Source organism: Brevibacillus parabrevis (assembly GCF_003710905.1).
Lineage (GTDB): Bacteria > Bacillota > Bacilli > Brevibacillales > Brevibacillaceae > Brevibacillus > Brevibacillus parabrevis.
This window is the reverse complement of record NZ_RHHV01000011.1, coordinates 1-17,380: the sequence shown is the minus strand read 5'-3', so window position 1 is coordinate 17,380 and position 17,380 is coordinate 1. Positions and strand designations below refer to the sequence as shown.

Here is a 17,380-nt window from a genome sequence, read left to right as displayed (position 1 = left end):
TTCACTCCAGTCAGTTGGCTGATGTTGTAAAAGAAAAAAGGGTGTCTTGTATCACGAAAATTTTGTATATTTATGCTATATATAATTTTTTCATGTCTCTCAAAGAGACAAAGGGGGAGAGAAATTTGGAAAAGAGAAAGATTAATCGGCTGCTGGTAGCAAACCGCGGAGAAATTGCGATTCGCATTTTCCGTGCGGCTACCGAGCTGGGCATCCGTACTGTAGCGATTTACTCTGAGCAAGACAACGTCTCGATTCATCGTTTCAAAGCGGACGAGTCCTATTTGGTCGGTGCCGGAAAAGGCCCGATCGAAGCTTACCTGGACATCGACAGCATCATCGAGATCGCCAAGCGCAACGATATCGATGCGATCCACCCCGGCTATGGATTCCTCGCCGAAAACGCCGATTTCGCCAAACGCTGCCAGGAGGAAGGAATTATTTTCATCGGTCCTTCTTCCGAGTTGATCGAGAAATTCGGCGACAAGGTCGAAGCGAGAAAGCTTGCCATCGAAGCACAAATCCCGGTCATTCCAGGCACGCCGGAGCCGATTGAGACTTTGCAGGAGGCCCTGCTGTTCGCCAAGGAATACGGCTATCCGATCATCATCAAAGGCGTCTCCGGCGGTGGCGGTCGCGGGATGCGCATCGTCCGCAGCCAGGACGAGCTGCAAGACTCGCTTGATCGCGCCCGTTCAGAAGCGCGTTCCTCCTTCGGCAACGCCAAAGTATACCTGGAGCGCTATCTGGAGCAGCCAAAGCATATCGAAGTGCAAATTCTCGGCGACAACCACGGAAACATCGTGCACTTGTTCGAACGCGATTGCTCGGTGCAACGACGCCATCAAAAAGTGGTCGAAGTGGCGCCAAGCCTTTCTCTCGACGATAGCCTGCGCGAAGAAATTTGCCAGGCAGCTCTCACCCTGATGAAAAAAGCTGGCTATTCCAACGCAGGGACGGTCGAGTTTTTGCTCACGCCGGACAAGCGCTTTTATTTTATTGAAGTCAATCCGCGGATTCAAGTGGAACATACGATCACCGAGCTGATTACCGGCATCGATATCGTGCAGTCGCAAATTCGCGTCGCGGAAGGACACGCCCTCTCCGATCCGGAAATCGGGATCGCCTCGCAGTCCCAGATTCAAATGAGCGGCTATGCGATCCAGTGTCGCGTAACGACAGAAGATGCAGAAAACAACTTCCTGCCAGACGCGGGCCGTCTGTCAGCCTGGCGTTCCGGCGGCGGCTTCGGCGTCCGGCTCGACGGCGGAAACGGCTACCCTGGCGCGATTATTACGCCGTTCTACGACTCTTTGCTGGTGAAAATCTCCACGTACGGAACCAGCTTTGATCAAGCTGCGCGCAAAATGCTGCGTACGCTGCGGGAGTTCCGCATCCGCGGTGTGAAAACCAACTTGCCTTTCCTGGAGAATGTCGTCACACACCCTGATTTCCTCAGCGGCAACTACGACACCTCCTTCATTGATACAAAACCGGAACTGTTCGTGTTCCCCGGCCGTCAGGACAGGGGTTCCAAATTACTATCGTACATCGGCAATACGATTGTCAACGGCTATCCGGGCATGGCAAAGCCGGACAAAAAGCCGCACTTTGACTCGCCGCGCATTCCGCGCACACCGTTTACCCAACCGTACCCGGATGGAACGAAGCAAATTTTGGACAAAGACGGAGCGGATGGCCTGGTTCGCTGGATTCAGGAGCAAAAGCAGGTGCTCGTAACCGATACGACATTCCGCGATGCCCACCAGTCGCTGTTTGCCACGCGCGTGCGCACGTACGACCTCGCGTCGATTGCCGAAGCGACGGGCAAGCTTGGCTCGGGACTGTTCTCTTTGGAAATGTGGGGCGGCGCTACGTTTGACACCTCCATGCGCTTTTTGCAGGAATCGCCTTGGGAGCGGCTGCAGATTTTGCGCCAGCGCATCCCGAATGTGCTGTTCCAGATGCTTTTGCGCGGGGCAAACGGGGTTGGCTACACGAACTACCCGGACAACGTCATCCATGCGTTCGTCAAGGCTTCGGCGGAAAACGGCATTGATGTCTTCCGCATCTTCGACAGCCTGAACTGGCTGCCAGGCATGCAGACGGCCATCGACGCCGTGCGCGAAACAGGCAAGGTGGCGGAAGCGGCGATTTGCTACACAGGCGACATCCTCGACCCGAGCAAAACGAAATACACGCTGTCCTACTACGTCAACCTGGCGAAAGAACTGGAAAAAGCAGGCGCGCACATTTTGGCGATCAAGGATATGGCCGGATTGCTGAAGCCTTACGCCGCTTACGAGCTGGTTCGCGCCTTGAAACAGGAAATCGGCATTCCGATTCACCTGCACACGCACGATACGTCTGGCAACGGTGCGGCCATGCTGCTCAAAGCCGTCGAAGCAGGAGTCGATATCGTCGACGCGTGCGTCAGCTCCATGTCGGGCTTGACCTCGCAGCCAAGCCTCAACGGATTGATCGCGAGCCTCGCCCATACCGAACGCGAGACGGGTTTGTCGCTTGATTCGTTCAACAAGCTGTCCGATTACTGGGAAGATGTCAGACCGTACTACCAAGGCTTTGAAAGCGGCATGAAAGCGAGCAATACCGAAGTATACGTGCATGAAATGCCAGGCGGTCAGTACACCAATCTGGAGCAGCAGGCAAAAGCTGTCGGCTTGGAAGGCCGTTGGGACGAAGTCAAGCACATGTACGCCGTCGTCAACCAAATGTGCGGGGATATCGTCAAAGTCACTCCGTCTTCGAAAGTCGTCGGCGATCTGGCCTTGTTCATGGTGCAAAACAACCTGAACGAAGAAAATATTTGGGAGAAAGGCGAACGCCTCGACTTCCCTGATTCCGTCATTCAGTTTTTCCAAGGCTATCTGGGTCAACCGCCAGGCGGCTTCCCGAAAAAGCTGCAAGAACTCGTGCTGAAAGGCCGCGATGCCTTTACAGCTCGTCCTGGAGAGTTGCTTGCGCCGATCGACTTCGCCCAGGTGACATCGGAGCTGGCAGAAAAAATCGGCCGCGAGCCGAGCGAGTTGGATGTGCTCTCGTACATCATGTATCCGCAGGTTTACTTGCAATTTGACCAGCGCCTGAAAGAATACGGCGATCTGTCTGTCCTGAACACGTCGACGTTCTTCTACGGCCTACGTCCTGGCGAGGAAACCGCGATTACGATTGAGCGTGGAAAAACGTTGATCATCAAGCTGGTTGCTGTCGGCGAGCTTCATCCGGATGGCCGCCGCATCATTTACTTCGAGCTGAACGGTCAGCCGCGGGAAATCTTCGTCCGCGATCAGTCGGCAAAAGTCTCGGAGACGATCCGCAGAAAAGCAGACTCGCAAAATTCCGCTCACCTCGGTGCTTCCATGCCAGGCAAAGTATTGAAGGTACTCGTGGCGGAGGGCGACAAAGTCCGCAAAGGCGAACACCTTCTCGTCAGCGAAGCGATGAAAATGGAGACGACCATCCAGGCACCGCAGGACGGAAAAGTCAAAGCCGTTTACGTAAAAGCGGGCGAAGCGATCGAAACTGGCGATCTGCTCATTGAAATGGAGTAGTCATCGTCTATAATGGAGAGTAACAGACGATGGTTTCCATCGAAATCCAATTGTTCGTGGTGAGGTGATCGACTTGAAATTGGACCGAGTCAGCCAAATTCCTTACAGCTCCCGAGTCGGCCGCTATCATTTTCAAATGGTTCAGGCGAAGCTCAGCTCTCCTGTCGAGCCGATTTTCGGATATAGTCTGCAGCCTTACTATACCCGGCAGCAACAGTGGAAGGCTGATCTCTCCGATTCCTTGTCCCGCCTGTACCGCTGTTTTGCTGACCTGGATCAAGCTGCCCAAGAGTTTGACCCCGCGCGACCGGAAAGTGCCATCAATCAGCGCGCTGTCGTCTCCTCTCAACCGGAGGCGGCAGCTGTCAAACCCGGTCCGCGAGCAACGAACGGCACGCACCGTCTGTCCATCGGCTCCTTGGCGAGCGGACAGACCAACACAGGCACAGCATTGCCGGATGACTTCCCGACGCTTGTCACAGAAGGCCCGCAGCAGTTTAGCCTGCGGCAGGGGGAGCAAGAGGAGTTCTTTTCCTATTATTCGCATGGCAATGACACTCACGCAGACAGCCTGCGTTCCGCTGCGGAAGCACTGCGCAACAGCTCGCTTCCTGTAGATGTCCGCCAGAAATACGAAGGGCAGTATCTGGCGTTGAGCGTGTCTTCACGCAAAACAGGAGCCGACGAGTCTTTTGACTTGCAGGATGTGACCGGAAATACCATCCGTGTGCTCGGCCTTGACCGCGCGACGACAAGCGCCGCTGACGCTGTGTTTGTGTGGAATGGAAGGCGGGATTCAAGCCCCTCCAACCACGTTTGGCTCACGAACGATGCCGTACAAGTCTCCATGCTTCAGACAACAGCTACAGACATTGTCGTCGAGATTGCGCCTGACTACGATCGGCTTTTGCAAAAGACGCACGCGTTCGTCAACCGCTACAACCAGTTGCACGACTTTTTGACAGAGCAGGCATCTGCCTTGTCATCGCAAAAGCTTGATCCGTTCGCACACGTAACCCGAGCGTCCAGAGGAACACTCGACCGTTACGGGCTTGGCTTTCGCAAAGATGGATTGTTGTCCTTCGATGAGCAAGTTTGGCGTGAAGCCACTTCTGCGCATGTTTCCGGCTTTGTCGACGAAATGACTCGCCTCTCCCGCGCGATTCGCGAAGAGGTCGTCAAGGTGCAGAGCAAGCCGTTTGGCTCGTTCTCCCAAGCCTACGCAGCCGCAACCTCGGCCAATCCGTACTACAACACTTCCGCTTCGGGAATGAACTACCGCTACGTGGCGCAAACAGGCTTGTTCCTCAACCAATTGTGGTAGAGAAGTGTGCTGATGAAAGCAAAAAACAGGTATGCCCCGTAATAGGCGCATACCTGTTTTCATTTTTTAACCCCGGTCCATCAACTCTTCCAAGTCGTGATCGTCTACCCTCTTCCTTCCCGGATGGGACTGAACAGGCATCTCGTCGTGCTTTTTAAAAAGCGACTGCATCTTGTCCACAAACTGCGGAACGGAGTCGAGAATCCGATCGTACAGATGCGTCGTATTTTCTAGCGGTATGGAGCGTATTCCTTGTTTTCCGACGACCAAAAAGGCCACGGGTGTAATCGAGACACCGCCCCCGCTACCGCCGCCAAACGGATGTCCATCGATTCCCTGGTGATGCTGGTCGTAGTGAAATTCGCTACCCCCAGCAGCAAAGCCGAATCCCACTTTGGAGATAGGGAGAATCACACTGCCATCCGGCGTCTCGACAGGATCGCCAATAATCGTGTTCACGTCCACCATTTGCTTGAGATTTTCCATCGCTGTTCTCATGAGGCCCTGAATCGGGTGGTCTGCCATAGTAAGCTGCTCCTCCTTCCTGCATGTCTCATCTATTAACATTCCCCCAACAATTTCAGAGCATGTACAGGAACGCGGCTACATGACGGAAAGCGTCACGTTTTTTTGTGCTGGTTCATGCTTGCGATGGGCTTGTATGCCATTTGCGCTGGCCTGTTTTCCTGATCCGCCAGGCAATTTTCAGCAGCGAAAACAGAAAGTGCCCCAAGTAAAAGCGAAAGACACAGCGAAACGTTGTCTGGATCACCGCATCATTCCACACGGGCTGGACGCTCATCGCAGGCATCGTCCGCAGCGAGATCGAGTGTGACAACACCCCGACAATCAAGCTTTTCACGCCCCAGATCACTCCGGTGATGGCTCCTGTTTCCGCAGCCTGCCCTGTGCCGAGCAACGTATGCCATTCCAGCTTGGTGCAGTGAATCTGCTTGCACAAGTCGCGGATCAGCGGCAGCAAATCCCGTACGCGATCGACCAGCTCCCGATAGTTGTGATACCATCTTTTTACTTGGCGGCGGGTAAAGTCTTTGATTTTTTCCTGCACCTTGCTTCCTTGCTCGATCGTCTCCACCTTTGCCACCAGCTCCGGGCCTGCCGGGGACACTTTGAACAGCAAAATCGGCAACTCGTATTTTCGGGAAAAAAGGCCATGCCACGCCTCAAGCTCCACTTCCAGTTGATCGTCTTCCTCTTTTCGATGATAATAGCAACTGATTTTTACTGGGGTCATCACAAGCAGCAGCAATAAGACAAGCAATCCGAGAAATACCCAGGCCCACAAAAAAATCCCACCCTTTCCACGTTAGTATGAGTGGAAAGAGCAGGAAATATGTCCGTGACGATATGTTAATCCAGCACGTATACTTTGACGCCCTGCTTCATGCCGTAGTTTTCGGCTTCCTGCAAGGTCGGCAAATACAAGTCGACGTGACGCTGCTTAACGGCACCGCCAATGTCTGCGGCAACTGCGTAGCCGTAACCATCGATGTACAGATGGCTGCCGAGCGGAATGACGGACGGATCGACAGCGACGACACCTTCACGGAGCGGATACTCCAAATACGACAGGATCGGCTGGTTCGGGTTGCTGTAGGCGGTCGTCTGCACGGTCAGCGCCTGCTTGTAGGCCGTCCCGTTGAACAGCTGCTGCCCGCTTTTGGAAGCTTGGCCGCTGACGAGGTGCACGGCCGCATACGTGGCTGCTTCCGCTCTCGTCATCCGGTTTTTCGGCTTCAGCGTACCGTCGCCATAGGCGCCCATCAAGCCTTTTTCCAAGGCGTACACGAGCGGACGCTGGTAACCTTCATCCACGCTGCGCCCATCCGGGTATTTGGCCAACGTCTGAACCGTCGTCGACCATTTGAGCTGATTGACGACACCGCTATCGCCCATCGTTCGAATCAAAATCGAAGCAAGCTCCTCTCTCGTAACAAGCTCCTCCGGTTTCAAAAATACTTGGCTTCCTTGTTTGGTGCCATGGACGATTCCAAGGCGATAGGCAGTTTCCGCATATGGTGCCATCCAACTGTCTGACGGAATGTCAGCAAACGGCGACTGGCTCGCTGTGCCTGGCTCTATCCCTTTTGCCTTGACAAACATCGTTACCAGTTCCCCGCGCGTAATCGGATCATCTGGCCGAAACGACTCGGTATCGCCAATGACTCCCGCTATGTATAATGTTTCAATTTCCTTTTTGGCCCAATGCTCTGCAATGTCTGTGTACGGTGTACTGCTCGTCTCGTTTGTCTTTGCCTCTGCAACCGGCGCGCCAATGACCAGCAAGGCTGCCAGCGAGGCCAGGATCATCTGTTTCCTCATCATCATCCTCCAGAAAAAAGATTCGAAGCCGTTTCGTTTCATTTTATCGAAACATTTCGTGAAAACAAGGGACAATTCTTCCCAGTTTCCTGTCCCTTCCCGCCAGGCGCGAACGACGCGCATTGGGGCTTTTCAGGAAAAAAGACTCTTGCTTTCCGCTGGCTGTCGCGGAAAAACAAGAGTCTGTTACGTCGCTTCTCTTCGTCACTTGGCAAAAATGTGCTTGCCGATTTGCACCACTTGCGGACGCGACCAAATCCATTTGGACGTGGCGGTCGCCGGGTTGAAGTAATAGAGGGCACCATTGGTTGGGTCCCAGCCCCGCACTGCTTCCCACGCTGCCCGGTAAGCCGTCTTGTTGGGGCTCAACCAGTACTGTCCATCATCGACTGCGGTAAAAGCGTACGGCTCGAAAATGACGCCCTTGAGCGTATTCGGGAAGTCTTTGGACTGAAGACGATTCAGGGCGACGGCCGCAACCGCTACTTGCCCCTTGAAGCTTTCGCCCCGCGCTTCCGAATAGACGAGCTGAGCGAGCATTTGCATCTCGTTCTGATTGACCGACACTTTTTTTAGTGAACGCCATGTATTTTCACCAGCGATCCCATCGGCTGGCAGACCGTATGCTTTTTGAAACTGGCGCACCGCCTGAGCCGTGTTCGCCCCAAAACTGCCATCCAGCTTGTCCTGATAGTACCCCAATATTTGCAGGCGATACTGCAAGTCCCACACATCCCCGCTCTCGCTGCCGCGCTTTACAAGCGATGCCGCGTAAGATTCGGCAGGGAAGACAAACGCGACGGCAAGCATCGCCGCGAGCAGGGTCGTCAATGTTTTTTTCTGCCATGACATGAACATCCCCTCCTAACGCCACCATTCTACCCGCTGGCGAAAGTAGGTTCAATTCAAGCATTTTGGCAACAGAGGTAACATCTGACTCGCTTTTGCCGACTTTATCCTTTGGGCCGGAAGATAAGCGCCATCAAAAAGCCAAACACAATGGCAGCGGATATCCCTGCACTGGTCACCTCAAAAATGCCGGTCACAACGCCGATCACCCCATGCTGCTCCGCTTCGGCCATCGCCCCGTGAACGAGCGCGTTGCCAAAGCTCGTAATCGGGACGGTCGCACCTGCTCCCGCGAACTGAACCAGTGGCTCATACAACCCGAAGCCATCCAAGACGGCACCTGCGACAACGAGGGACGACATCGTATGGGCGGGAGTCAGCTTGACCACATCCATGAGGAATTGCCCGATGACACAGATGATCCCGCCTACGAGAAATGCCCATAAAAACGTCATGCTATCACTCTCCAGGTTACTCGGACTCTATGGCTACTGCGTGCGCGATACACGGGATGCTCTCTCCTTGCTGGTACGAAATAGGCGATAACAGCGCACCTGTGGCAACCAGCAGCATCCGCTTCCATTCGCCTGCCTTCATTCTCCGCAGCAAATGTCCGTAGGTGACCGTCGCAATGCAGCCACATCCGCTCCCGCCCGACCAGACGTTCGGATTGTCGCCGTAGATCAGCTTCCCGCAATCGACGTAGCGTTGCAGCGGAAGCATGACATTATGCTTCGGCAGCAATTCCGACAAAATCGCGTGGCCGACTTTTCCCAAGTCACCCGTCACGACCAGATCGTAATAGTCGTGTGGCAACTGAAAGTCACGAAAATGCGATTCGATCGTCGTCAGCGCTGCCGGAGCCATGGCTGCCCCCATGTTGAACGGGTCAGTCATCCCCATGTCTACAACCCGTCCAATCGTCGCCCCTGCAATGTGCAGCCCCTGGCCTTGCTTGCCGACGACTGCTGCTCCCGCTCCGGTAACGGTCCACTGTGCCGTAGGCGGCTTCTGCGAGCCGTACTCTGTCGGGTACCGATACTGCTTCTCCGCCGCTCCATTATGGCTGGAGGTTGCCGCAAGCACGCAATCCGCAGATTGGCTGTCTACCAGTTGCGCAGCGAGCGCCAAGCCTTCCATCGCTGTCGAGCAAGCCCCGAAAATCCCGAGAAACGGAATCGCCAACGTCCTTGCGGAAAAGCTTGCCGAGATGATCTGGTTCATCAGATCGCCCGCCAGTAAAAAGTTGATCTGCTCCTTCGTCAGATTCGCCTTTTCGATCGCTTTGGAGCACGCCTCTTCCAGCAGCACTTTCTCCGCCTTCTCCCAGCTCTCCTGTCCTATCATCAAGTCTCCGTGCAGCGTATCAAAATCCTCGGCCAACGGCCCCTGAGCCTCAAATGGCCCGCCGATGGCAGCGTGGCCGAGAATGACCGGCCTGGAAGGAAACACCCACGACTGATGACCCTGGCGCATGTGTCACCCTCCCATCGTAATCAATGTTTTAATCAAGCCGATGACAAATGCGGCAGCAACACCAAACACAATCACAGAACCTGCGAGCTTGAACATGTTTCCCCCTACCCCAAGCACCAATCCTTCGCTGCGGTGCTCAATGGCGGCTGAGGTAATCGAGTTGGCAAATCCGGTCACCGGAACACTGGTGCCCGCCCCGGCCCATTGGGCGATCCGGTCGTACACGCCCAGTCCCGTCAAAAGCGCCGAGAGCAGAATCAGAACCGCGACAGTCGGGTTTCCCGCCGTTTTCTCGGTAAAGTCAAAGTAGCGGATGAACAGCTCGGTAATCCCCTGACCAATCAGGCAGATGACGCCGCCCACGATAAAGGCGCGGAAAAAATTGCGCACGAGAGGTCGCTTCGGCTCATGTCGCATCGCCAACTGCTGATACTCCTGCTGCACGGGGGTTAAATTCTTCTTTTTTTGATCGGCCATTCTTCTCTCACTCCTTTTTACCGTATTAAAAATGGCTTGACCTGGTCGATGATCGTCTGCAATTGTTCGGCGTCGCGCTGATACGTCTGTTTGGCTGTCTCGTTTTTTGTCCCGAGAGCAAACAGCTCCAGATCAGCCTGGCATTTTTTCAGAGTCGCAAAAGTCAGCTTCGTTGCCTGCGGAGCCGGAACCTGTATCTTGTCGTCATACAGATCGAGGTACAGCTCGCCTCCTTTGTCTACCTGGGCGAGAAACACATTTTCCAGCGCCACACCCGCTTTTTGCAGCTGCGTGCGTACCCATCTGCGGTTGTAGCCCGCCGTTGCCAACGGCTCGTCCATGATCACCCCATCCATGATGACGACCTGGCCTTCTTCTGCAGGCGGCACCGTCAGCTCCAACTGTTGAGCCGTCAGAGGCTGGTTTTCCGACTTCAGCAGTACACTCAGTTCCCCGTTTGTCTCCATGAGCGCAAATTCGACGTCTGCCACCCGAAACACATTTTTGATTCGAAGCTGTTCCATTAAATCTTCTGCCGTCAGCCGCTCCCTTTTCAGGTTGTCCTCCATGATTTTCCCTTCTTTGATCAGCACGGTTGACTTGCCTTCGAACAAGTCGCGCATCACCTTGCTTTTCAGCGATACCCATTCCATCAAAACGGGGAAAATCGCAAACACACCCATGGAAATCAAACTGTGAAAAACAGGCCCGTCCATCTCCGTTGCCATGAAGGCTGCAATCGAGCCAATCGTAATCCCGACGATGTATTCAATGAACGTAAGCTGCTTGATTTGCCGCTTGCCAATAATTTTGGTAAGAAGGAACAAGTACGCCAACGCTCCTATGGAACGCAGCAAAATATTTAACCAGTCAGGCATGCTCCACCTCCATCAACCGTTGACCCTTGAAGAAAAGCCAAGAGAGAGAGCGTCTCTCCCTCTTGTTTTGCAGCATGGCTAGAAGCCTTTGTACTGTGGCTCTTCGTTCTCCAACTCGGTAACACGCTGTTGCAAGTTGTCCACAATCGTTTGCGTCTGCGCAGCTGCATCCGTGTACAATTGCTTTGCTTGCTTGTTCTGCGTGCTAAGAGCGAACGACTCCAAATCTGCCTGTGCCCCTTTCAGGCTGGCAAGAGCCTGTTTTACCTGTGCTCCAACTGTCATAGCCAATCACCTCCCAACACATATAGAATCAGCCAGTACCGCGGAAATATGCGGTTAAGTTTGGTTTGTCGGCTGTAACGTTTTTCCATTTCATCGACTTTTTCCTCATAAAAAAGGAAAGACACCCGCAGGTGCCTCTCCTCATCCACTTATGCAATTAGCCACGGCCAGCCAATTGTTGTTCAGCGAAAGCAACGAGACGTTTTGTGATCTCGCCACCAACTGAACCGTTTTGACGGGAAGTGGTGTCCGGACCAAGCTGAACGCCGAATTCAGAAGCGATTTCGTACTTCATTTGGTCCAGCGCTTGGTTAGCTTGAGGAACCACCAGATTGTTGCTGGATCTGTTGTTAGCCATCTGTAATCACCTCCTCGTCGTTGGTAGGTTTAATATGCGTGAAGTTTTCCTTGTTCATTCGCGATTTTTGTTTCCAATTTTAGACTCCAGCGAAAAAAGGACGTGTGCGATCTCAACTGCTGCCTCCGGGCGCCGCAGCTTGTCCATGTGCGCGGCAAGCTCTCCCACGCGCCCAGAGCCGCGCAAGCCCCGAATGACTTCGCGAATCTCCTGCGGAGAGCGAGCGAGAATCGCCGCTTGCTGCTCTGTAAGAAACGCACTATTGTACTGCTCCTGCCCTGGCAACGGCTGATGCAAAATGAGCGGCGTGCGCAAAGCGAGCGCCTCCGCACAAGTGATTCCTCCCGGCTTGGTCACATACGCATCTGCCGCCCCGATCCATTGCCACATGCGCTCCTCGTAGCCTTTCACGACAAAACGGTGCCGCTCGCTCCACGGCGAAACCACGGTCTCCAGCCGCTTTTGCAAACTTGCATTTTTGCCCGTGATGACGACAATCTGTAACGGCTCCTCTTCCTCTGCCAATGTGCGAATCACTTCTTCCATCTGGCCGTATCCGCCCTCGCCGCCGCCAATCAGCACCGTAAATCGATCGACGGCAATGCCGAGCTGACTTTTCCAATCCGACTTGGTCTTACTCGCAGCATAATGGAAAGCACGGCGAATCGGGATGCCGCAAACATGCACTTTTTCAGCGGAAATGCGATAGCGATGCGTCAGCCTTTCCGCCATCTGCTCATGCGCTACCATATAAGCGTCAATTTGCGGGTGTATCCAGAAGCGGTTGACATGGAAGTCAGTAGGGACGCTCACCAGTTGAAAAGGCTTGTCCGCCTTTTGCTTGGCATAGGCGAGCGCCGACAGGCAGTAAGCATGTGTCGCCACCACGACGTCCGGCTGCTCCGCACGCAAAACACGCTGGAGCAACCTTGTCGAGAGCCACCAGCCCAGTGGCTTGGATAACGATCTTCCCCACATCTCATCTTGCTCGTACATTTTGTGCCAAACCGGCTTCGCATACCGCAGCATGTTCAGATAAAAAAAACGGGACAGCACCCGCAATCCCGGGCTGGCCGTCTGTAAGCCTCCGATCACCCGCACAGATTGTGCGCCGTCCATGTTTTGCAATACTTCCTGGATCGCCTCTGCCGCTACTCGATGTCCGCTGCCTGCCCATTCCTCCGTGACCAGCAAAAAGCGCTTGGCCATCAGAAGGCATCCCCTGTCGTTGGCTTGCTCTGGCCGTAACGCTCCAAGAGCAATTCCTTGGACATGTAGACGCGCTTCAACGGCATATCTTGCTTCCACGTCTGCACGCGCTTTTTCCCGTTCGGGTGGACGATTCTGAGCATCAGTCGCAAATACCAGCGCTTGTAGCGGAAAAACCAGCTCATCGGTACGTCGGAAATGGAAAAGCCCAAAGGAGCCACGCCTTTGTGCAGCATGGTTGTGCCGACGATTCCCTTGATTTGCTCCCGTTCCTCCATCGCTTCCAGAAAAGCCGCCAGCCTCGGCAAGGATTGCAAAATATGCCTGCGCAATAACAAGGCTACTTTCAGTTCGTCTTTGACGCCCCTGCAAAGAGTGGCAAAGTAGTAGTTGTGAATATGTATTTTCAAAATCAGATCGCCGTCATGAATGATCCGCTCGTCTGACGTACGCAAAGACTCACCCCGATAACGCAAGGGAACGACCCGAAAAATATTGTTCCCTTTTTCAATATAGGTAAGTCTGGTGCACCGTTGGTAGATTTCATCCCAGTATCCCCATAGCATCAAGAGATTTGTGTTCATATGCAACGGTTCCTTTCCAGCGATGTTTACTTTGTAGTATTCCCCACTACCGCTTCCTTTCATTACCTGGTCAGGCCCTTTTCATCCGCCCCCACAGCATGATCAATGCGGCAGCAATCACGGGAAGCCACATGTGATTCAACATCAGCGGATTGAGCCATTTCCACACGTACGGGTCTTCCAGACACATGTCCACAGCCGTAAACGCCAACACGCCGCCACCGATGATGACCAAACCTGGGAAGCGGTTCATCAGCCGCGCGACCCAGACGCTTCCCCACATCAGCAGCGGGATGCTCATCCCCAGTCCAAGCAAAACCAGCCATATATCGCCATGTGCGGCTCCGCCAACCGCCAAAACATTGTCCAAACTCATTACAAAATCTGCTAATATAATCGTTCTGACCGCTTGGCCGATTGTCTGATTGTGCGCAACCTCTGTCGTCTCGTCGTGGCTGCTCAGCATCAGCTTGCAGGCAATCCAGAGCAGCAGCAACCCTCCGATCGCCTTTACAAGCGGAATGTCCAGCATCCACGTCATCACGCCTGTCAAGCCAATTCGCAATACAACAGCCCCAATCGTTCCATACATGATTGCACGGCTTCGCTCCCGTAAAGGCAAGCCCCGACAGGCCATTCCTATGATGACAGCATTGTCGCTGCTCAGTACCAGATCAATCATGAAAATATGCACCAGACCCAGCCAAAAATGCTCTCCCATCCCTGCCTCCCTGGTCCATGAAATGTTTGTCCATTCTACTTTATGCGACTAGAATCGGACCTATGATTGAATATTTTTCCGAAAAAAGGCGGTTTTCAGCGGATTTTGTCAACAAAAAAATTCCACAAAAAAACATTTTATCGCGAAATCGGGATATTTATACCTTGTCTAATCTTACCTTTTTCCCTTACGATTCTAGTGGGGTGGATAATGAGATGGTGGAGACTGTGACGCTTAACTTATTGCACGTTTCACGGAAAATTTTAGACTTGGCTCCAAGAATTACTACGATATGGATGCAGGAAATTGTTCGCAGTATGGAAATCCCTGTAACAATTCCTCGTGATTTTGCGGAGAAACGAACGGTTCTCTTAGCCCGTTATCTGGTGGAAGACGTAGACCAGGACATGCAGAACTGGGCACTGGATATGGGAGAGTGGCTGCGTTCGCAGGAGTTCCCCTTCTCCTCCATTTTGCGCACGTATCAGTTGTATCGAAACGTATTCTGGCGTGTGCTTCAGCCTGAACTGCAACATTGGTCCCTCTCTCCTCAGGACATGCACTATCTGGAAAAGCAACTGGGCAAAGCGATGGACGAGAGTGTCTTTTGGGCTGTCTATCATTTTGAGCAAATGATCAACAAAGAGCTCGTTCAAAAGGAAGAAACGATTTCTTACCTGCACAACGACAAGCTGACCATGCTGGGGAAAATCGCGGCCAACATGGCTCACGAGCTGCGCAATCCGCTCTGTGCCATTGAAGGCTTTCTCAAACTGATCAGTGAGTCGACGCAGGAGCAGGCACAATTGCAAACGTACATTCAGGTTGTCATGCATGAATTTGAAAACTTGCATCGGCAAATTACCGGCTTTCTCAGCTTTTCCAAAAAACCGATTCTCGATGAAATTTTCAAAACTGTCCAAGTTGAGCAACTGCTCGCTGAAGTAGAAACGCTGATTACTCCGAGACTTTTGGGAGAAAACATACGATTCGAAAAACAAATCCACCCCTGCTCTCTGGCTTGTTATGAGGAAGGCTTGAAACAGGTTGTCGTCAACTTGCTGAACAATGCGATTGACGCCGTGCAAAACCGAACGGACAAGTACGTCCACATTATCGCTACTGCTTCGGATGGCTGGCTTTATTTAAGTGTGGAAAACAACGGTGAAATGATTCCTCCCGACATTGTGGAGGTTCTGTTCCAACCGTTCTTTACAACCAAACAAAACGGGACGGGCATTGGCTTGTCCATCTGTAAAAATATTATTGAGAAGCACAACGGCACCATCCATTGCGACTCCAACGAGAAGCGCACCCGTTTCGTCGTATCGCTTCCGATCGTAACAGTAGAAGAAGCTGTAGAGCCTGTGGAAGCGACCAACTGAATCCTGGTGGGTTAGTATAATAGTCAAGTCAATCGCGCTTCTGTGAACACAAAAAAGCCTCCTGGTCATCAGGAGGCAATGCAAGAGATCCGTTACCTATACGTTCGGTAAGCGACCTTAGCCTTACTGTACACGAAAACATATGTTTCTACCACTGAAACCGTCAGACAGCTTTCGACATCGTTTTTCTGAAGCTTTTACGTTCATAAGCACTAAACCTGCTGCTTCGTTCATTCGTCTCTCGTCGGATGAAAGAAACCCGGACTGATTCTGTTTCTTTTTGTTTTTTATACTTACGCGAATAAAAGACCTCTGGCACGCTGGACTGACGCAGCCACACGAGGTCTTTTTCTGTTGGATCGTTTGCTTGCGGATAGAGACGATGGGAGAATAACGAAAAAAGCAGAAAGCTAAACGGCTCTCTGCTTTTACATATGGAGCGGGTGATGGGAATCGAACCCACGCGACCAGCTTGGAAGGCTGGAGTTCTACCATTGAACTACACCCGCATCGAACGAACTTGGTGCCGAGGACCGGACTTGAACCGGTACGGGAGAAACTCCCGACAGATTTTAAGTCTGTTGCGTCTGCCCATTCCGCCACCCCGGCAGCTTTTCACGAATCGTTAGGCAAATCATGGTCGGGAAGACAGGATTCGAACCTGCGACCCCTTGGTCCCAAGCCAAGTACTCTACCAAGCTGAGCTACTTCCCGACTTTGCTATTTCTCTTCCCTTTTAAGGTAAAGAGGCGTGCCCTGAGAGATTCGAACTCCCGACCTTTTGATTCGTAGTCAAACGCTCTATCCAGCTGAGCTAAGGGCACATGATATGAAGCGGACGACGGGTCTCGCTTCTACTGGCGCTGCTTCGTCGATTTCCTGCCCGACAAGCCAGATCTGAAGTGCCCGTGACACTCTTCATTGATGCTCTTCAAGGGTAAACCCGGAACGGGTGAGAGACCCGAGAACATCTATGGAGCGGACGACGGGTCTCGAACCCGCGACCTTCGCCTTGGCAAGGCGACGCTCTACCAATTGAGCTACGTCCGCATGCTTGATAAGAAAATATGGTGCGGTCGAGAGGACTTGAACCTCCACGGTGTTGCCACCACTAGAACCTGAATCTAGCGCGTCTGCCAATTCCGCCACGACCGCCTATCCATTTTGTAAAAACTGGTGAGCCATGAAGGACTCGAACCTTCGACCCTCTGATTAAAAGTCAGATGCTCTACCAACTGAGCTAATGGCTCAAATACTGGTGGGGAGAGACGGATTCGAACCGCCGAACCCGGAGGGAACAGATTTACAGTCTGCCGCGTTTAGCCACTTCGCTATCTCCCCAGTAAATGGTGCCGGCAATAGGACTTGAACCCACAACCCCCTGATTACAAGTCAGGTGCTCTACCAATTGAGCTATACCGGCATACTATTTGATTATAGCATATCTTTCATAAAATGATCAATGTTTTTTAGTTTGATTAAAATATATTGTCATTTCATGAAAACGGCCACCTTGTAAAGATGGCGGAGCTGACGGGACTCGAACCCGCGACCTCCGGTGTGACAGACCGGCGTGAACTCCAACTTCACCACAGCTCCATGTTGTTAGTCCAAACCCAGTAAGGCGTGCGAATGTTGATCGCTTGGGCAAAGAGAAAATTTGGTTGCGGGAGCAGGATTTGAACCTGCGACCTTCGGGTTATGAGCCCGACGAGCTACCGAGCTGCTCCATCCCGCGACGATTAGGACAACCAAGTGTCAGTGTCACCACAAAATGCGAGGGTTTCAACTGACCGTCCTGCTGATTTATAAATGGTGGAGGCTGACGGGATCGAACCGCCGACCCTCTGCTTGTAAGGCAGATGCTCTCCCAGCTGAGCTAAGCCTCCGTACTCCCCCACAAAGTGAAGAGATTGCGT

The 17,380-nt window shown here is 52.9% G+C and carries 16 protein-coding genes and 12 tRNA genes; 3 read left to right on the top strand and 25 right to left on the bottom strand.

Going from position 1 to position 17,380, the window contains the following annotated elements; all coding sequences use genetic code 11:
• Positions 1–125 precede the first annotated feature (125 nt).
• Both pyc and fliD read left to right on the top strand, forming a co-directional pair.
• Positions 126–3,572: a pyruvate carboxylase gene (gene pyc / locus EDM60_RS15380; RefSeq protein WP_122964768.1), complete on the top strand. Its 3,447-nt coding sequence runs from the start codon at positions 126–128 to the stop codon at positions 3,570–3,572.
• 73 nt (positions 3,573–3,645) lie between these two features.
• Positions 3,646–4,896, top strand: coding sequence for a flagellar filament capping protein FliD (fliD, locus tag EDM60_RS15375; RefSeq protein ID WP_122964767.1), 1,251 nt, complete (start codon positions 3,646–3,648; stop codon positions 4,894–4,896).
• A gap of 66 nt (positions 4,897–4,962) precedes the next feature.
• Here the strand turns inward: fliD and ytfJ are convergent, their stop codons facing one another.
• From ytfJ to EDM60_RS15310, 13 genes are all read right to left on the bottom strand, one after another.
• Positions 4,963–5,421, bottom strand: coding sequence for a GerW family sporulation protein (gene ytfJ / locus EDM60_RS15370; protein WP_063230686.1), 459 nt, complete (start codon positions 5,419–5,421; stop codon positions 4,963–4,965).
• A 115-nt stretch (positions 5,422–5,536) separates the two neighbouring features.
• Positions 5,537–6,202, bottom strand: coding sequence for a DUF2953 domain-containing protein (locus tag EDM60_RS15365; protein ID WP_122964766.1), 666 nt, complete (start codon positions 6,200–6,202; stop codon positions 5,537–5,539).
• A gap of 65 nt (positions 6,203–6,267) precedes the next feature.
• The gene (locus EDM60_RS15360) at positions 6,268–7,239 is read right to left on the bottom strand and encodes an S-layer homology domain-containing protein (protein WP_122964841.1); all 972 of its coding nucleotides are present in this window, start codon (positions 7,237–7,239) and stop codon (positions 6,268–6,270) included.
• 204 nt (positions 7,240–7,443) lie between these two features.
• Positions 7,444–8,091 carry a spore cortex-lytic enzyme gene (gene sleB, locus EDM60_RS15355; RefSeq protein WP_122964765.1) on the bottom strand — a complete coding sequence of 216 codons (648 nt, stop codon included), beginning with the start codon at positions 8,089–8,091 and terminating at the stop codon, positions 7,444–7,446.
• A 101-nt stretch (positions 8,092–8,192) separates the two neighbouring features.
• Complete coding sequence (gene spoVAE / locus EDM60_RS15350) at positions 8,193–8,543, bottom strand: stage V sporulation protein AE (protein WP_122964764.1); 351 nt, start codon at positions 8,541–8,543, stop codon at positions 8,193–8,195.
• Positions 8,544–8,559: 16 nt separating this feature from the next.
• Positions 8,560–9,564 (bottom strand): stage V sporulation protein AD, encoded by a 1,005-nt coding sequence (gene spoVAD / locus EDM60_RS15345; RefSeq protein ID WP_122964763.1) that lies wholly within the window; start codon positions 9,562–9,564, stop codon positions 8,560–8,562.
• Positions 9,565–9,567: 3 nt separating this feature from the next.
• Positions 9,568–10,041, bottom strand: a complete 474-nt coding sequence (gene spoVAC / locus EDM60_RS15340) for a stage V sporulation protein AC (RefSeq protein WP_063230692.1) — start codon at positions 10,039–10,041, stop codon at positions 9,568–9,570.
• Positions 10,042–10,058: 17 nt separating this feature from the next.
• On the bottom strand, positions 10,059–10,919 hold the full coding sequence (locus tag EDM60_RS15335) for a DUF421 domain-containing protein (protein WP_122964762.1): 861 nt from the start codon (positions 10,917–10,919) through the stop codon (positions 10,059–10,061).
• A gap of 78 nt (positions 10,920–10,997) precedes the next feature.
• Positions 10,998–11,204 carry a DUF1657 domain-containing protein gene (locus tag EDM60_RS15330; RefSeq protein WP_063230694.1) on the bottom strand — a complete coding sequence of 69 codons (207 nt, stop codon included), beginning with the start codon at positions 11,202–11,204 and terminating at the stop codon, positions 10,998–11,000.
• 157 nt (positions 11,205–11,361) lie between these two features.
• Entirely contained in the window at positions 11,362–11,562 is a 201-nt protein-coding gene (locus EDM60_RS15325; protein WP_063230695.1) for an alpha/beta-type small acid-soluble spore protein, read from the bottom strand.
• Between the two features lie 54 nt (positions 11,563–11,616).
• A complete protein-coding gene (locus tag EDM60_RS15320) occupies positions 11,617–12,771 on the bottom strand; it encodes an MGDG synthase family glycosyltransferase (RefSeq protein ID WP_122964761.1) in 1,155 nt (384 codons plus the stop codon).
• Entirely contained in the window at positions 12,771–13,355 is a 585-nt protein-coding gene (locus EDM60_RS15315; protein WP_122964840.1) for a YkoP family protein, read from the bottom strand. The genes EDM60_RS15320 and EDM60_RS15315 overlap by 1 nt, the downstream gene beginning before the upstream one ends.
• Before the next feature lie 70 nt (positions 13,356–13,425).
• A complete protein-coding gene (locus EDM60_RS15310) occupies positions 13,426–14,076 on the bottom strand; it encodes a TerC family protein (RefSeq protein WP_122964760.1) in 651 nt (216 codons plus the stop codon).
• A gap of 215 nt (positions 14,077–14,291) precedes the next feature.
• Here EDM60_RS15310 and EDM60_RS15305 point away from each other — a divergent pair, with 215 nt between their 5' ends.
• The gene (locus tag EDM60_RS15305; RefSeq protein WP_122964759.1) at positions 14,292–15,461 is read left to right on the top strand and encodes a sensor histidine kinase; all 1,170 of its coding nucleotides are present in this window, start codon (positions 14,292–14,294) and stop codon (positions 15,459–15,461) included.
• A gap of 435 nt (positions 15,462–15,896) precedes the next feature.
• Here the strand turns inward: EDM60_RS15305 and EDM60_RS15300 are convergent.
• The 12 genes from EDM60_RS15300 to EDM60_RS15245 form a co-directional block, all read right to left on the bottom strand.
• Positions 15,897–15,970: transfer RNA gene (locus EDM60_RS15300), tRNA-Gly, on the bottom strand.
• Between the two features lie 12 nt (positions 15,971–15,982).
• Positions 15,983–16,070, bottom strand: a tRNA-Leu gene (locus tag EDM60_RS15295).
• 28 nt (positions 16,071–16,098) lie between these two features.
• Positions 16,099–16,175, bottom strand: a tRNA-Pro gene (locus tag EDM60_RS15290).
• A 36-nt stretch (positions 16,176–16,211) separates the two neighbouring features.
• Positions 16,212–16,285: transfer RNA gene (locus EDM60_RS15285), tRNA-Arg, on the bottom strand.
• Between the two features lie 150 nt (positions 16,286–16,435).
• A tRNA-Gly gene (locus EDM60_RS15280) sits at positions 16,436–16,511 on the bottom strand.
• 18 nt (positions 16,512–16,529) lie between these two features.
• Positions 16,530–16,616, bottom strand: a tRNA-Leu gene (locus EDM60_RS15275).
• Positions 16,617–16,635: 19 nt separating this feature from the next.
• Positions 16,636–16,711: transfer RNA gene (locus EDM60_RS15270), tRNA-Lys, on the bottom strand.
• A gap of 6 nt (positions 16,712–16,717) precedes the next feature.
• Positions 16,718–16,802, bottom strand: a tRNA-Tyr gene (locus EDM60_RS15265).
• Positions 16,803–16,808: 6 nt separating this feature from the next.
• Positions 16,809–16,884 (bottom strand) — tRNA-Thr (locus EDM60_RS15260).
• A gap of 99 nt (positions 16,885–16,983) precedes the next feature.
• Positions 16,984–17,060: transfer RNA gene (locus tag EDM60_RS15255), tRNA-Asp, on the bottom strand.
• 62 nt (positions 17,061–17,122) lie between these two features.
• Positions 17,123–17,199: transfer RNA gene (locus EDM60_RS15250), tRNA-Met, on the bottom strand.
• Positions 17,200–17,274: 75 nt separating this feature from the next.
• Positions 17,275–17,350 (bottom strand) — tRNA-Val (locus EDM60_RS15245).
• Positions 17,351–17,380 lie beyond the last annotated feature (30 nt).

Coding starts and splice junctions, on each gene's coding strand:
- EDM60_RS15325 (WP_063230695.1), bottom strand. CDS start 11,562: ATGGCTAACAACAGATCCAGCAACAATCTGGTGGTTCCTCAAGCTAAC.
- EDM60_RS15315 (WP_122964840.1), bottom strand. CDS start 13,355: ATGAACACAAATCTCTTGATGCTATGGGGATACTGGGATGAAATCTAC.
- spoVAC (WP_063230692.1), bottom strand. CDS start 10,041: ATGGCCGATCAAAAAAAGAAGAATTTAACCCCCGTGCAGCAGGAGTAT.
- EDM60_RS15360 (WP_122964841.1), bottom strand. CDS start 7,239: ATGAGGAAACAGATGATCCTGGCCTCGCTGGCAGCCTTGCTGGTCATT.
- sleB (WP_122964765.1), bottom strand. CDS start 8,091: ATGTCATGGCAGAAAAAAACATTGACGACCCTGCTCGCGGCGATGCTT.
- EDM60_RS15335 (WP_122964762.1), bottom strand. CDS start 10,919: ATGCCTGACTGGTTAAATATTTTGCTGCGTTCCATAGGAGCGTTGGCG.
- ytfJ (WP_063230686.1), bottom strand. CDS start 5,421: ATGGCAGACCACCCGATTCAGGGCCTCATGAGAACAGCGATGGAAAAT.
- EDM60_RS15320 (WP_122964761.1), bottom strand. CDS start 12,771: ATGGCCAAGCGCTTTTTGCTGGTCACGGAGGAATGGGCAGGCAGCGGA.
- EDM60_RS15310 (WP_122964760.1), bottom strand. CDS start 14,076: ATGGGAGAGCATTTTTGGCTGGGTCTGGTGCATATTTTCATGATTGAT.
- spoVAE (WP_122964764.1), bottom strand. CDS start 8,543: ATGACGTTTTTATGGGCATTTCTCGTAGGCGGGATCATCTGTGTCATC.
- spoVAD (WP_122964763.1), bottom strand. CDS start 9,564: ATGCGCCAGGGTCATCAGTCGTGGGTGTTTCCTTCCAGGCCGGTCATT.
- EDM60_RS15330 (WP_063230694.1), bottom strand. CDS start 11,204: ATGACAGTTGGAGCACAGGTAAAACAGGCTCTTGCCAGCCTGAAAGGG.
- EDM60_RS15305 (WP_122964759.1), top strand. CDS start 14,292: ATGGTGGAGACTGTGACGCTTAACTTATTGCACGTTTCACGGAAAATT.